Genomic DNA, 14,680 nt, shown 5'->3' with positions numbered 1-14,680 from the left:
ATGTCAAAAACAACTGATCAGACCGGTCGCGAGCTTGTCGCAGGCCTCGTCACTGATGGAATGACCCTGGCAGTCGGCGGTTTCGGCCTTTGCGGTGTGCCATATACCCTCATCGAGGGCGTGCGCGACTCCGGGGCAAAAGACCTCACCATCGTGTCCAACAACATGGGCATTGACGGTACTGGGCTCGGCATTCTGCTGGAGAACAAGCAGGTGGCAAAGGTAGTGGCCTCCTACGTCGGCGAGAACAAGGAGTTTGCTCGCCAGTACCTCGAAGGAGAAATCGAGGTGGAGTTCACCCCACAGGGCACTCTGGCAGAGCGTCTTCGCGCAGGTGGCGCAGGTATTCCCGCGTTCTACACCGCAACCGGCGTCGGCACGCTCGTTGCAGAGGGCAAGCCCCACGCCGACTTCGACGGACAGACCTACGTGCAGGAGCGTGGCATCGTTGCCGACATCGGCCTGGTGCACGCCTACCACGGCGATATTGACGGCAACCTTGTCTATCGCCGGACCGCGCAGAACTTCAACCCGCTGTGCGCAGCATCCGGCAAGGTGACCGTTGCAGAGGTGGAGTACTTGCTTGGCCGCGGCGAGATCGACCCGGATCTGGTGATGACTCCGGGTGTGTATATCCAGCACATCGTTCGCGGTGACGGACGCGAGAAGCTCATTGAAAAGCGCACAACTCGGCCACGCAATACCGATTCCAGCCACGATGCCGGTGACGCGGCAGCAGGGGAGGAGATTTAAATGGCACCTGCGAAGACAATTATGGACAAGGGCTGGAGCCGTGACGAGATGGCACAGCAGGCCGCTGAAGAGCTGCGCGATGGCGACTATGTGAATCTGGGTATCGGCATTCCGACACTGGTGGCAAACCATATTCCCGAAGGCGTGCGCGTTCTGCTGCAGAGTGAAAACGGAATTCTGGGAATGGGTGCCTTCCCATATGAAGGCGAAGAGGATGCTGACCTCATCAATGCGGGGAAGCAGACCGTGACATTGGTGCCGGGCGCGGCAATCTTCGACTCCGCCACCAGTTTCGGCATGATTCGCGGCGGTGCCGTGAAAATGGCCGTGTTGGGTGCGATGGAGGTGAGCCAGTGCGGTGACCTGGCCAATTGGATGATTCCGGGAAAGATGGTCAAGGGCATGGGCGGTGCGATGGACTTGGTCGCCGGTACCCCTCGAGTGGTGGTTTTGACCGATCATGTTTCCAAAGATGGCAAACCAAAATTGGTAAAAGCCTGCGAACTGCCCCTCACAGGTGCAAAAGTAGTGAAAAGGATTATTAGCAACCTGGGAAGCTTCGATGTCGCTGATGATCACCTGGTGCTACGCAGGCTGGCACCTGGGGTGACGCTGGCAGATATCGAGGCCAACACCGAAGCCGCATACGTGGTTGACCTCGAGAATTAAATACGCAGCAATCATGGTCAGTCCACACTCATCAGTTTTGACTTAGGAGAATCCATCCATGAGTAACCTTCCAGCTCCCAGCCCGAATGATGTCGTTATCCTCGCTGGTGCCCGCACCCCGCAGGGCAAGCTGCTCGGTCAGCTGGCACCGCTTACTTCCGTCGAACTTGGCGCTCATGCTGTCAAGCACGCTGTCCAGCGTTCCGGCGTTGCCCCGGAAGAGGTTCAGCACGTCGTTCTGGGCCAGGTGATTCTCGCAGGTGCTGGCCAGAACCCGGCTCGACAGGTCGCCATTAAGGCGGGTCTGCCATGGAATACGACTGCTGAGATCGTTAACAAGGTCTGCCTCTCGGGCCTAAACGCTGTCATTCACGCCGCTCGCTTGATTCGTCTCGGTGATGCAGACGTCGTTGTTGCAGGTGGTCAGGAGTCCATGACGCACGCTCCGCACGTTGCACGCGGTGTTCGTCAGGGCAAGTCCTTCGGTGCGCTGAAGCTGGAGGACACCTTGGAGCGCGACGGTCTGGTCGACTCCTTCGATGGTGTGTCCATGGGTACGCTTACCGACGGTCCGAACAGCGACCTCGGCATTAGCCGCGAGCAGCAGGACGAGGTTGCGGCCGCTTCTCACCAGCGTGCGGCTAAGGCGCAGGAAGACGGTATTTTCGCGCAGGAAATCGCTCCAATCGAGATTCCGCAGCGCAAGGGTGACCCGGTAGTTGTCGACACCGACCAGGGCATTCGCCCGGAGACCACTGTGGAGACCCTGGCTAAGCTGCGTCCGGTCTTCCTGAAGGAAAACGGCACCATCACTGCCGGTAACTCCTCGCCGATTTCCGACGGTGCCGCAGCAGTTGTGCTGGCATCGCGTGCCTACGCAGAGAAGCACGGCCTAGACTACCTCGCAGTTGTGGGCAAGGCCGGCCAGACCGCAGGTCCGGATAACTCCCTGCACGCTCAGCCGGCGGACTCTTTGAAGGAGGCTCTGCGTCGCGCTGAGTGGGACGCGCAGGAGCTTGACTTCATCGAGATCAACGAGGCATTTGGTGCGGTGGCCGTCAAGTCCCTGCGTGAGCTGGACTACCCGCTGGAAAAGACCAACATCCACGGTGGCGCGATTGCCCTCGGCCACCCGATTGGCTGCTCCGGTGCCCGCCTGACTCTGACCGCTGCGATGGAGCTGAACCGTCGCGGTTCGGGTCGCGCTGGTGTGTCCCTGTGTGGTGGCGGCGGTCAGGGCGACGCGCTGCTGCTGTACCGCGACTAATCGCATAGGTTAAAAACTCAGCAAACCCGCGTGGTGGTTTCCACTCTATGGACCCCACAACGCGGGTTTTGTTGTCTCCTGGGGGAGCCTGCGCGAAGGTGATTCGAGTTTTCAATTAGGTTAGGAGCTATGACAGGCTTTAGCTCCCTCGATGGTGAACAGACCTTCCCTTGGCTTCCCTCTGGCCCGGCGCTACTCTTCGCCCCGGCTGACCGTCCGGAACGTTTCCAGAAAGCTGCTGAACGATCGGACATGGTCATTATTGACCTGGAGGATGGCGCTGCCGTTGACAATCACGAGCAGGCACGTGCGAACATCATCAACAATCCGCTCGACCCGGAGGTGACTATTCTTCGGATTACCGGTCCTGGGACTCCGACCTTCGCGGAGGATGTCGCCTTTGCCCGTACATGTGACTACGACATCGTCATGGTGCCCAAGATTCGAGACTCCATTCCCGCAGAGCTCGAAGGGTTGAAGATCATCGCGATGATTGAAACCCCGCAGGCCATGATTAATATCCAGCAGATTGCCACGCACCCGGACGTTGTGGGTCTGTTCTGGGGTGCCGAAGACCTGACCGCCGAACTCGGTGGGGCGTCCTCGCGTCAGAGTGTGGATGAAAACCCTCGCCGCCACTACCGCGATCCGCAGCGATTGGCTCGTGCACTCGTTCAGGTGCATGCAGCTGCAGCGGGTATTGCCGCCATTGATGCCGTTCATACTGACTTTCGCGATGAGCGCGGCCAGTACCTAGAGGCTCTCGATGCCGTGGGCTGTGGTTTCCTGGCTACGGCCTGCATCCACCCGGCGATGGTGCCGCCGGTGCGCAAGGCATATAAGCCGTCGGAAGCAACGCTCGCCCGCGCCCGGAAGATTATCGATCACGCAGGTACGCACACTGGCGCCTTTCAGCTCGATGGCGAGATGATTGACGCGCCCGTCGTAAAGCAGGCGGTGGCAGCGCTCGCGCGTGCGGGAATGACGGAGTAACTAGCGGCGGGATTTCGCCAGGTTCTCGGTGACCTTCCGATCGATGCGGCCGAAGTTGTAGTACGCCGCACACGCGCCTTCGGGGGAGACCATGCAGGTGCCGATGGGGGTCGCCGGGGTGCAGGCGGTGCCGAAGACCGCGCACTGCCAGGGCTTGATGTGGCCGGTGAGCACAGAGCCGCATTCGCAGGTCACGGGATCTGGGATACGGCGCCCCGGCACCTGGAAACGGCGCTCGGCGTCGAATACCGCGTATTCCTCAGAGATGCCGAGGCCGGAGTTTTCAATCCAGCCGAGGCCACGCCACTCGAAGGTGTCGCGGAGGGAAAAGACGCGGTCCATAAGTTTCTGCGCGGTGGTGTTGCCGGAGGAGCGAACGACGCGCGCGTACTGGTTGTCCACCCGCGACTTACCGGCAGCAACGTCGCCGCTGACGAATTGATCTAGCAGCATGACGACGGCCTGGAGCACATCCAATGGCTCAAAACCGGTGACCGCCACTGGCAGATTGAACTCGCGCGGCAGGAACTCGAAAGCGTCCGTGCCGGTGGTGGTGGCCACGTGGCCTGGGCCGATAAACCCATCAACCTTGGTTTCGCCGCCGTTGACGATGGCGCGCAGCGGCGGCTCGATAAGTACGTGGTTGGAAAACACGGAGAAGTTTTCCACGCCCTGCCGGCGTGCGGCCTCAACGGTCACGGCAGTCGACGGGGCGGTGGTCTCGAACCCGACGGCGAAGAAAACGACCTGCTTATCGGGGTTGTCGGTGGCGATCTTCAGCGCGTCGAGAGGCGAGTAGACAAAACGCACATCGGCGCCGCGCGCACGTGCCTGCATCAGCGACGTTTCGGACCCCGGCACACGCATCATGTCGCCGAAGGTCGTGAAAATGACGTCTTCCTGCTGTGCCAGCCAAATGGCATCGTCGACGCGACCCATGGGGATGACGCAGACGGGGCAGCCGGGCCCGTGGATCAGCTCGATGTTTTCGGGTAGGAGGTTTTCCAAGCCGTAACGGTAAATGGTGTGCGTGTGCCCGCCACAGACTTCCATCAGCGCGATGGGCTTCTCCAGCTTGGTGGCCTCGCGTTCAATGCGTGCGAGCAGCTTCTTCGCAGCGGCGGGATCGCGGAATTCGTCAACGTATTTCATGGTGCCGTCCAGCCCCTCAGTTGATCTGTGACGATGAGAAGGATTCCAGCTCATCCTCGTAAGTGTCGCCGCCTAGCTGTTTGATTTGCTGGAGCGAAAGTCTGGCTTCTTCCTCGTCGATCTTGCTCATGGCGAAACCGACATGTACGAGAACCCAGTCACCGGCGGTGAGGTTCTCGTCAACAAGTAAATCGGTGGAAATCATGCGTGCGACGCCACCAATTTCCACTGTTGCACGGGCAGCATCGTGGACTTCTGTGATGACGGCAGGGACACCAAGACACATACGCTTCTCCTCGTTTGCAATACTTATCGAGACTACCATCAGAGGCAGCGAACCTCGTTTTCGAAGGACGAGTGACGCAAGCAGTTTTGTCCGCCACCAGCTGTGAAGTTAGGGATAGTGAGCATGCAGCCGAAGAATCGTCTGAACACCAACGAAGCCAAGGTAAACACCAATATTGGTCGCGTTCGGGCACGTCCGTTCAGGCTTCTCGACGATTACGTCACCTTGCAACACGGCTCCGGTGGAAAGGCCTCCGCAGCTCTGGTTGAACAGGTCTTTTTCGACGCCTATGGCAATGAAGTTTTAGGGCAGGGTGGCGACTCCGGGCTGTTCGCTGCCGAAGCCGTCGTCGAGGCTGCGGCAGCTTCTGCACATGGTGGGGCGCGGTTGGCAATGTCCACCGACTCCTATGTGGTCAATCCCATCGAGTTCCCGGGCGGCGACATCGGGGATTTGGCCGTCAACGGCACGATTAACGATCTGGCGGTAGCTGGAGCCAGGCCCCTGGCGCTGACCGCATCGTTCATTCTGGAAGAGGGGCTGGAGATTGCGACTCTGCGCCGCATTGTGGCGAGTATGCGCGTCGCTGCCGATGCCGCAGGGGTGAGCATCGTCGCCGGCGACACCAAGGTTGTGCCGAAGGGCGCAGGTGACCAGGTCTACATCACCACGGCCGGGATGGGCGTGGTCCGCGGCGACTACGCCGGTGCCGCTACGAAAGGATCTGTCTACGCAAACATCGAGGCCGGAGACCGCATCCTCGTCTCCGGTCCAATCGCCGATCACGGCATGGCCGTCATGCTCGCCCGCGGCGACTTGGCTCTGGCCGCGCCTATCGAGTCCGATACCCGTGCCGTCAACGGCCTGGTCGAGGCACTACTTGAAGCTGCCCCCGGCACTCGTTGGATGCGCGATGCCACTCGTGGCGGCCTCGGCACGGTCGCCAACGAGCTCGCCCGTGGCACCGGTCTTGGTGTCGTACTTGACGACGATTCCATTGCGGTCCGTGAAATGACCCGTGGCGCCTGTGACATGCTCGGCATAGATCCGCTCTACGTCGCCAATGAAGGCACCTTCGTCGCCGTTGTCCCCGCCGGGCAATCCGAGGCAGCGCTCAGTGCGCTCCACGCAGCCGGGGCTTCCGAGGCTTGTGATATCGGCTCCATCGAGGACGAGCCCGCCGCTTCCGTGGTACTGGTCACCGGATTCGGTGGCACCCGCATGGTGGACATGTTGGTCGGCGACCCGCTGCCGCGCATCTGCTAGACATCCATGCCCGTTGCCGCCAGCAGGCGGCCGGCCACCGCCTGACCAAGACTCAAGCCGCCATCGCCCGGTGGCACAATTTGATGCTGCAACAGAGTAAAGCCCTCAGCTGCAACTTCGCGCCGCAGCAGCTCCATCAACAGCGCATTATTCGCGCAACCCCCGCTGACGCCGACAACATCGGTGCCGGCTTCCTCCGCAGCCTGCACCAATCGCTTGCCGACGACACCCGCGACCCCACCGTGAAACACAAATGCGGCCTGCTCAGCGTCAGGCGATGCTACCGCCTCCCGAATGGCGTCCTGGAAGGGCACTGGCTTGGTCTCTGAACTGACCGCTCCAAGCGCTTCCGCATGTGACCTCACGTAGCGAGTCGCCGCTGCCTCCAACTCCATGGCCGCTTGCGCCTCGTAGCTGATGGCTCCGCCACCGCGCCAGCGAGGAAGCAGCAGTGCTGCGGCGGCATCGAATATGCGGCCGAGAGAAGAAGTTTGCACTGTGCCAACTCCCGTCGCCAACTGGCTTTTAACCAGGGCTACTTCGCGCTCGTTGGAGAGATTGCGCAGGAGGTGGTCGTCGTCAAGCCCCCAAGCATGAGCGAGACCGAGGGCGAGCCGCCACGGGTGCGTGACGGCGCGATCTCCACCGACCAACGGGAAAGAGGGGCAGTGCCAGGTGCGTTCCCAGTTTGCGGAACTGCGACTGAGCGTGAGGATCTCGCCGCCCCAGATGGTGCCATCAGTGCCGTAGCCGGTGCCGTCGAGGGTGGCGACGACGGCACGGCCCGCGTTCAGGGAAAGGAGACGGTGCTCGGCGAGTAGCGAAAGCGCGTGTGCGAAGTGGTGCTGAACCGCGAGCAGCTCGATGTCGTGCTCGGCGGCGAAGCGTTCGGCGAAGGCGGTAGTGGCGTAGCCCGGATGAAGATCGCAGACGACAAGATCCGGGGTCGCGTCGCGCATGGAAAGGAGCTGTTCAACTGCTCTCTGGTAGGCCTTCTGGCTGGCCCACGACCCCATGTCGCCAATGTGCGCGGAGACGTGAGCGAGGTCCCCATGCGCGATAGCAAAAGTGTTCTTCAGCTCTCCGCCGGTCGCGAAAATGGTGGGTTGGGACGTGCTCCGGGTGCTGGTGCCAGGGCCAGTGCCAGGGCCAGTGCCAGGGCCAGGGCCAGTGTGGCTACGAGAATCGGTGGGCGTGATTGAAACGGGGACGGGAGCGAAGCCGCGGGACCGGCGCGATGGGGCGGTGCCGATGAAAACCGAATCTTCAACGGGTACGTGGATTTCGCGGTCGTGGAGGATGAAAGCGTCGGCGATGTGACCGAGCTTCTTCAGCGCGTCGGCATTGTCGGTACAGACGGGCTCGCCACTGAGGTTGCCGCTGGTGACCACGAGCGGGCGATCGCAAAGCAGCAGGTGAATGCCTGAGTACGGAAGCATAATCCCGAAGCTGTCGAGGCCCGGTGCGATGAGATTGGAAAGCGGCCCCGACCGCTGCTTCGGTGCAATCACAATCGGTGCCTCAGGGGAGTCGAGGAAACGCTTCTCCTGCTCAGTTAACTCAACCAGTTGGGCAGCGGTGTCAACAGTGGGGGCCATTACCGCCAACGGTTTGTCGGGTCGACGTTTGCGCATCCGTAGTTTCTCGCAGGCAGCGTCATTGGTGGCATCGCAGACCAGGTGAAAACCACCAATACCTTTGACGGCGAGCAGGGCGCCGTCGTCAAGCAGTGCGTGTGCGCGACGAAAGAGCGCGAGAACCTCCTCGCGGGAGGTGGCGGTGGTGGTGCCGCCTGCATCGTGCCAGCTCAGACGCGGGCCACAGTCGAAGCAGCTGATTGGCTGAGCGTGATAGCGGCGGTCGGTAGGGTCGGTGTACTCGCGCTCGCACGGGGTGCACATCGGAAAGGCCGCCATAGTGGTGCGCGGGCGGTCGTAGGGCAGTTCAGTGATGATGGACAGGCGCGGTCCGCAGTTGGTGCAGGAGATGAAAGGGTAGAGGTAGCGCGGGTTGGTAGGGTCGAAAAACTCACGGCGGCAGTCCGGGCACAGTGCAGTGTCGGGCGGAAGCAGTGCGCGGCCGGAGTAGCTGTGGCGAGAGGGCACGATGGTGAACTCGCGCTCATGGCCCAGTGTCGCGATGTGCTCGGCGGAGTGATTGATGATGCGGGCAAGCGCCGGCAGTTCGGTGAAAAGCTGGCTGCGGAAGGCAGCGAGGGCGTCCGGTGGGCCTTCTACCTCGATGAATACGCCCTGCTCATCGTTGCCACAGAAGCCGACGAGACCCGCGCGCCGGGCGATGGTGGCGACAAAAGGGCGGAATCCGACCCCCTGGACGATACCTTCGATACGCCAGCGAATGCGTTGAATGCTCGTACCCATCCCCGCTCCGGTCGCGCCTGCCTTTTCCATGCATTCAACTTTACGTAAGCGGCTCGGGTCCGTTCGCACTGCTAGTTTGGAGATTGTGCACGAAGTAGCGTTGAGCATGCAGTTAGCGAAGGTTGTCACGAGAGCAGCCGAAGGTCGAACTGTACGCACTGTGCACCTGCGGATAGGCGCTCTACGGCAGGTTGTGCCAGAAACCCTTTCATACGCGTGGGATTTCGTCAGTCACGATACCGGTTTGGGGGACGCGAAATTGGATATTGACTGGGTACCTGCGGTTGTCGAATGCGCGCACGGGCATCGCGAACAGGTGGGGCCACTCGATGGCCTGCTGTGCCCCACGTGCGGAAAGCCAGGACGCGTAATCTCGGGGGAAGAGTTCACAATCGTCGACATCGACGTCGACACGCACAAGTAGGAAAGACGGTTTTATCATGGGACGTTTCCACCGGCATGACGGCGATGACGCACACCACCATCACCACCATCATCATGACCACGACCATGACCACCATCACGGCCATGACCACGTTCATCTCGCCGATCCCGATGACACTAGCCACGGCGACCATTCGGGTTATGAAACCGGCGTGGAACGCGTGACCATCCTCGAGGACATCTTCAGCGAAAACGACCATCGCGCGGAGCATAATCGCGAGCTGCTTGCTGAACATGGCGTGGAAGCCATCAACCTGATGAGCTCCCCGGGCTCAGGCAAGACTGCGCTGTTGGAGAAGACACTGGCGGCTGCGCAGGGAAAGCTGCGCGTCGGCATTATCGAGGGTGATATTGAGACGGCTCTCGATGCCGACCGCCTGGAGGGTTACGGGGCACAGATTTCGCTGCTGAACACGGGCAACGGATTCGGTGGTGAATGCCACTTGGACGCCCCGATGGTCTCCCGCGCGCTCGAGGGGCTGGATTTGGCCACGCTTGACCTGGTCATGATTGAAAATGTGGGAAACCTTGTCTGTCCGGCTGAGTTTGAGGTCGGCGAGACTCGCAAGGCAATGGTCTACTCCATCACCGAGGGGGAGGATAAGCCGGTCAAGTACCCGGTGATGTTCCGCTCTGTACAGGTGGTGGTTATCAACAAGATGGACCTTGCCCCGTACCTTGACTTCGACATGGAGCTCTTCCGCGCCAACCTGGAAAAGGTCAATCCAGGCGTGAAGGTGATTGAGGTCTCCGCTAAGACCGGGGAGGGCATCGACGAATGGCTCCGTTGGGTCAACCCTGCGCTGGTTGATTAAGCGCGCGCCGGGGGCCGTCGTGAAGCAATGGGGGCGTCACGGCATGCTTGACGACGGCCCCGTTACCCCCCCCTCGCTTCGCTCCACCTTAGTGGGGGATAGGTGATATCCCGCTGTAATCTGCGGCGGTTTTTCACGTTCACTACCTGTACCTGGAGCTATATTTACGCAACATTTATCTTGCATATTATTTTGTTATAACCGCAGCGCAGCACCATTATTCAGGTTGTTCTTAGGTCGCTATACTTGGCCATGTATAGGCAATGGGCCTTGGTAGTTGTAAAACCTCGAAACCAATATTCCTAATAACTAAGCAGAAGGCGCAGCGAAAAAATGATTAGTGGCGCGAATTGGCAGGAAGGGACCCTCGGCGAAAACCTCGCTAGAGCTGGTGTCTCACGGCGCAGTTTCATGAAGTTTTGTGGCACTATGGCGGCAATTTTTGCCGCCGGAACTCCGAATGTCGGTGAGGCTGCGGCGCAGTCACTGACTCCCTCGGCGGAGGAAATCGCAGATAAGCTCTCGGCTGTAAAGAAGCCGAAGGTGGCTTGGCTGCAGTTGCAGGAATGTACCGGATGTATGGAATCCGTATTGCGTTCCGGAGGCACCACTGCTGAAGATGTGGTGCTGAACCTGGTTTCGATGGACTACAACGAGCTGCTCATGGCACCGTCCGGGCATGCGGCTGAAAAGGCTTTGGACGACATGAATGCCGAGGATCACATTCTGGTGGTCAATGGCTCGATTCCGACCGGCGAGAACGGTGCGTACTGCACCATTGGCGGTAAGTCGGCAGAACAGGTGCTGCTCGAGGCTGCTGAGAAGGCCACGGCAATCCTGGCCGTTGGTGCCTGCGCAGTCTGGGGTTCTGTCCAGGCTGCTAAGCCGAATCCGACCGGTGCCAAGGGTGTCGATGAGATTATCAAGGACAAGCCGGTGATTAACGTCTCTGGTTGTCCGCCGATTGGTGAGGTGATTACGGCCACCCTGACGTACGTACTCACTTATGGCAAGACACCGGAGGTCGACGCTGAGGGGCGGCCAAAGTTTGCCTATGACCAGCGTATTCACGACTCCTGCCCGCGTCGCGCGCATTACGATGCCGGTCAGTTCGTGAAAACCTTCGACGACGAAGGCGCACGAAACGGCTGGTGCCTTTACGAGGTCGGCTGTAAGGGGCCATCCACGTTTAGCCCATGCCCAATCGTGCAGTGGAACCTTAAGTCCGGTTGGCCAATTGGTGCTGGTCACCCATGTATTGGCTGTACTGAGAAGGACTTCTTCGACCAGTTCACTCCGTTCTACGACAAGCTGCCGGGAATCCCGGGTATTGGAGTGGAGTCCAGCGTGAACACGGTCGGCGTTGGACTGCTGGCTGCCACTGCCGCAGGTGCCGCGGTCCATGGCGGACTCACACTGGTGAAGGAACTGAAGATAAGGCGCTCCAACGGCGAAGAAAAGGTGTTGGCTGCGTTTGGTGGTGTGGAAGGCCGGAAGCCACCGATGGTCGACCTTCCTTCAAACGCACCAGGCACGCAGAGCGAGACAGCATCCGATTCGAAGGACAACTAAGGGGGCATAGGACATGGCTACGGAAAAAGTTGTAATCGACCCGATTACCCGAATCGAGGGACACCTTCGCATTGAGCTGGAACGCGAGGGAGACCAGATCAAAACCGCGTGGAGTGAGACTACTCAGTTCCGCGGTATCGAAACCATTGTGAAAAACCGCGATCCTCGCGATGTCTGGGCATTCGTTGGTCGTATCTGTGGTGTGTGCACGGGTACTCACTCGGTGGCGTCCATTGCCGCTGTCGAAGATGCCATTGGCTCGACACCGCCCCCGCAGGCACGTCGTATTCGCGACCTGGTGATTGGCTCGCAGGAGATTCACGACCACGTCGTGCACTTCTACCATCTTCACGGTCTGGACTGGATTGATGTCACGAAGGCTCTCGAGGCAGATCCGAAGAAGACCGTTGAGTTCGCGCAGTCGATCGGCTCGACGTGGAAGGGCAACAACGAAGAAACCTTCGCCCGGGTCAAGGAGACCGTGCAGGGCATTGTGGACTCCGGCCAGCTGTCCATCTTCACCGGCGGCTACTGGGGACATGAGGACTACCGCTTGCCGCCTGAGGCCAACCTGATGGCAGTGTCGCACTACCTCGACGCCTTGGCTTTCCAGCGCTCTATCATCCGCATTAACACCGTCTTCGGCGGTAAGAATCCACACCCGAACTTCCTGGTCGGAGGCATGGCGTGCTCCATCGACCCGGAACGCTCTGAGACGGTCAACCAAGTCGGCATTGATCAGATCAAGTCCTGGATCGACGAGATTGTGGAGTTCGTCAATGACTGCTTCTACCCAGATGCAGTCGCCATCATGAGCGTTTACAAGGACTACTTCGACATCGGTCGCTCCTCCGACAGCTTCCTGGCGGTAGGCATGGCCGGCGCCACTTACTCCGGCGACCCGGCTAAGTCCCGTGTCCAGACCGTGCATCCAGACATCAAGCCCGGTGTCATTCTCGACGGTGACTACACCAAGCTCCACCCATTCCAGCCGGAAAAGATCGAGGAATTCATCAACTCCGCCTGGTATACGCAGGAAGCCGGCGATGATGTCGGCCTCAAGCCGTATGACGGCGAAACAACTGTGAACTACACCGGCCCGAAGCCGCCGTACGAGTGGTTGTCGGACAATGAAAAGTACACCTGGTCGAAGGCGCCGCGTTACGACGGTCGCGCTGTTCAAGTTGGCCCGGTTGCTCGTGTGCTGTTGGCATACCTGCAGAAGGAGCCGGAGACAATGCGCCTGGTCGACGAGGTCATGGATAAGCTCGACCTGCGCATTGAGCAGATGAACTCCACTGCGGGACGCACCTACGCACGTGCTGTGGAGTCTGTGACCACCGCCAATTACTTGGCAGATCACATTTTCCCGGAGTTCGTTGAGGCCCTGAAGAACGGCGACATCGATGTCTTCGACAACAGCCGTTGGGAGCCGACCACGTGGCCGGAAAAGTGCCAGGGCGTGGGCTTCCTCGAGGTCGCTCGTGGCATGCTCAGCCACTGGGTCAAAATTGAAAATGGCAAGGTGACCAACTACCAAGCCGTGGTTCCCACCACGTGGCTGGCCGGTGGCCGTGACTCGAAGGGGCAGCTTGGCCCATACGAGCACGCGCTGGCTGGCGATGGCACACATCCGCTGGTTGATCCCGAGCAGCCGCTTGAACCACTTCGCACGATTCATTCCTTCGATCCATGTATGGCCTGCGCAGTCCACATTTTGGATCCGGCTGGTCAGGAAATGTTTAAGGTGACGACGGCATGACACCCCCAGTGAGTGAAAATCCGGAACTGCGACTAAAAGATTCCAAGGGCAACCCCCTGGTTATTGCGGTTATTGACGCACACACCAGCCACTGGTTGTCGCCATCCGAGGTCATTCAGGCCGCAGCAATTGTCCCGGACGACTCCCGCGATCCTGTCGACCTTGCGCTAAAGGTCAGCTTGCGTCGTCGTCGTGACGATCTTTTCCACCTCGACGGCACGCCACTGATGAAACTGACCCCGGATTCCTACGACCCGGCGACGCCTGACCGCCGTTACTCCATTGCCAAGGTGCACGGCCTCAACATTGCGGATCAAACGGTCGATGTCGCCATCATGCGCGGTGAATTGAATGCGGTCGTTGAGGCATCCACGATGTCCCGTGAGGAAGGCGTTCTACTTCGTCGTAACGCGAACATGCACCATGGTCGCGGGCACCGCAGCATGGGCGTCGCGCTTGCTCCCATTGACAAAGACGGAAATATCATCGGAGAGTTCATCTTCGAAGGATTCGTGGCAATGGGGCTGCGGAAACTCGACGAGGCCATTGCGGAGAACAAGAAGGGCTCCGGTTCGTGGGTCGAGGTTCACCTGTGGGGATGGGCGCTGCGCGTTCAACATTGGTTGAACCTGGCGCTGATGTTGGTGATGACCTTTACTGGCTGGTACATCATGCAGCCCTATTTGACTGAGCGCACCTATGACGGCTCGGCCGCGGGATTCGCGATGGGATATGTCCGTTTCGCGCACTTCTTAGCCGGATTCCTATGGATCGCGGTGGGGCTATGGCGTGTCATTCTGCTGTTTGTTACCCACGACCGACAAACACGATGGCGTGCGCTATGGCCGATTTATAACAAGCAGGATGTTAAAGACCTCTGGCACACGATGCAGTACTACCTCTTCCTGCGCAAGGAAGGGCCGTTCTACTTCGCTCACAATCCGCTGCAGCAGCTGGCGTACACCGGCATTTATGTGATGTGTTTCATTCAGATGCTCACAGGCTTGTCGCTATACGCGATGATGGATCAGTCCAACTGGTTCTTCCAGCTGCTGGCTATGCCGACGCACTGGATTGGCATCGGCTACTTCCGCCTGATTCACACAATCATCATGTACCTGATTTGGCTCTTCGCCATCATTCACGTCTACCTGGTCATCCGCTCCGATGCGGTGCACAACCACGGTGGTCTGTCCTCGATGATTGGTGGCTCTGTCTGGCTACCGCGCGGCACGCAACCGGTTGACTCTCCACGCATTGGATAGGAAATCATTGGGTAACGATAAGGTGTCCGACGCAGTCACCGGTGCTGATGCTGGC

13 protein-coding genes are annotated in these 14,680 nt (G+C 59.7%); 10 read left to right on the top strand and 3 right to left on the bottom strand.

The features are described from left to right. The 4 genes from HMPREF2878_RS11450 (at position 1) to HMPREF2878_RS03735 (ending at position 3,682) form a co-directional block, all read left to right on the top strand. Entirely contained in the window at positions 1-753 is a 753-nt protein-coding gene (locus HMPREF2878_RS11450) for a CoA transferase subunit A (protein WP_016422175.1), read from the top strand. Beyond that, complete coding sequence (locus tag HMPREF2878_RS11445) at positions 754-1,422, top strand: CoA transferase subunit B (RefSeq protein ID WP_005509864.1); 669 nt, start codon at positions 754-756, stop codon at positions 1,420-1,422. It abuts the gene before it with no gap. Positions 1,423-1,480: 58 nt separating this feature from the next. After that, entirely contained in the window at positions 1,481-2,689 is a 1,209-nt protein-coding gene (locus HMPREF2878_RS03740; RefSeq protein WP_038627863.1) for an acetyl-CoA C-acetyltransferase, read from the top strand. A gap of 129 nt (positions 2,690-2,818) precedes the next feature. Continuing rightward, positions 2,819-3,682, top strand: coding sequence for an HpcH/HpaI aldolase/citrate lyase family protein (locus tag HMPREF2878_RS03735; protein ID WP_070652869.1), 864 nt, complete (start codon positions 2,819-2,821; stop codon positions 3,680-3,682). Here the strand turns inward: HMPREF2878_RS03735 and hypD are convergent, their stop codons facing one another. Together hypD and HMPREF2878_RS03725 are read right to left on the bottom strand one after the other, a co-directional pair. Further along, positions 3,683-4,834, bottom strand: coding sequence for a hydrogenase formation protein HypD (gene hypD / locus HMPREF2878_RS03730; RefSeq protein ID WP_070652868.1), 1,152 nt, complete (start codon positions 4,832-4,834; stop codon positions 3,683-3,685). 16 nt (positions 4,835-4,850) lie between these two features. Beyond that, positions 4,851-5,120, bottom strand: a complete 270-nt coding sequence (locus tag HMPREF2878_RS03725; protein ID WP_049172773.1) for a HypC/HybG/HupF family hydrogenase formation chaperone — start codon at positions 5,118-5,120, stop codon at positions 4,851-4,853. 123 nt (positions 5,121-5,243) lie between these two features. On the opposite strand from HMPREF2878_RS03725, the gene hypE reads away from it, so the two are divergent. After that, positions 5,244-6,386, top strand: coding sequence for a hydrogenase expression/formation protein HypE (hypE, locus tag HMPREF2878_RS03720; protein WP_070652867.1), 1,143 nt, complete (start codon positions 5,244-5,246; stop codon positions 6,384-6,386). On the opposite strand, the gene HMPREF2878_RS03715 is transcribed toward hypE, so the two are convergent. After that, the gene (locus HMPREF2878_RS03715; protein ID WP_083308218.1) at positions 6,383-8,797 is read right to left on the bottom strand and encodes a carbamoyltransferase HypF; all 2,415 of its coding nucleotides are present in this window, start codon (positions 8,795-8,797) and stop codon (positions 6,383-6,385) included. The two genes, hypE and HMPREF2878_RS03715, sit on opposite strands and share 4 nt — an antisense overlap. Between HMPREF2878_RS03715 and HMPREF2878_RS03710 the strand changes: the two genes are divergently transcribed. From HMPREF2878_RS03710 to cybH, 5 genes are all read left to right on the top strand, one after another. Beyond that, complete coding sequence (locus tag HMPREF2878_RS03710) at positions 8,754-9,191, top strand: hydrogenase maturation nickel metallochaperone HypA (RefSeq protein WP_306297366.1); 438 nt, start codon at positions 8,754-8,756, stop codon at positions 9,189-9,191. The two genes, HMPREF2878_RS03715 and HMPREF2878_RS03710, sit on opposite strands and share 44 nt — an antisense overlap. A gap of 16 nt (positions 9,192-9,207) precedes the next feature. After that, entirely contained in the window at positions 9,208-10,026 is an 819-nt protein-coding gene (gene hypB, locus HMPREF2878_RS03705) for a hydrogenase nickel incorporation protein HypB (protein WP_070566216.1), read from the top strand. Between the two features lie 333 nt (positions 10,027-10,359). Beyond that, positions 10,360-11,598, top strand: a complete 1,239-nt coding sequence (locus HMPREF2878_RS03700; protein ID WP_016422185.1) for a hydrogenase small subunit — start codon at positions 10,360-10,362, stop codon at positions 11,596-11,598. 13 nt (positions 11,599-11,611) lie between these two features. After that, on the top strand, positions 11,612-13,360 hold the full coding sequence (locus tag HMPREF2878_RS03695; protein ID WP_049193295.1) for a nickel-dependent hydrogenase large subunit: 1,749 nt from the start codon (positions 11,612-11,614) through the stop codon (positions 13,358-13,360). Beyond that, complete coding sequence (gene cybH / locus HMPREF2878_RS03690) at positions 13,357-14,625, top strand: Ni/Fe-hydrogenase, b-type cytochrome subunit (RefSeq protein WP_083296836.1); 1,269 nt, start codon at positions 13,357-13,359, stop codon at positions 14,623-14,625. Before HMPREF2878_RS03695 ends, cybH begins: the two co-directional genes overlap by 4 nt. Positions 14,626-14,680 lie beyond the last annotated feature (55 nt).

The organism is Corynebacterium sp. HMSC065H09 (genome assembly GCF_001812845.1).
Taxonomy (GTDB): Bacteria; Actinomycetota; Actinomycetes; order Mycobacteriales; family Mycobacteriaceae; genus Corynebacterium; species Corynebacterium jeikeium_D.
Note: the sequence above shows the minus strand (reverse complement) of the source record. Positions and strands in the feature narration are given on the sequence as shown.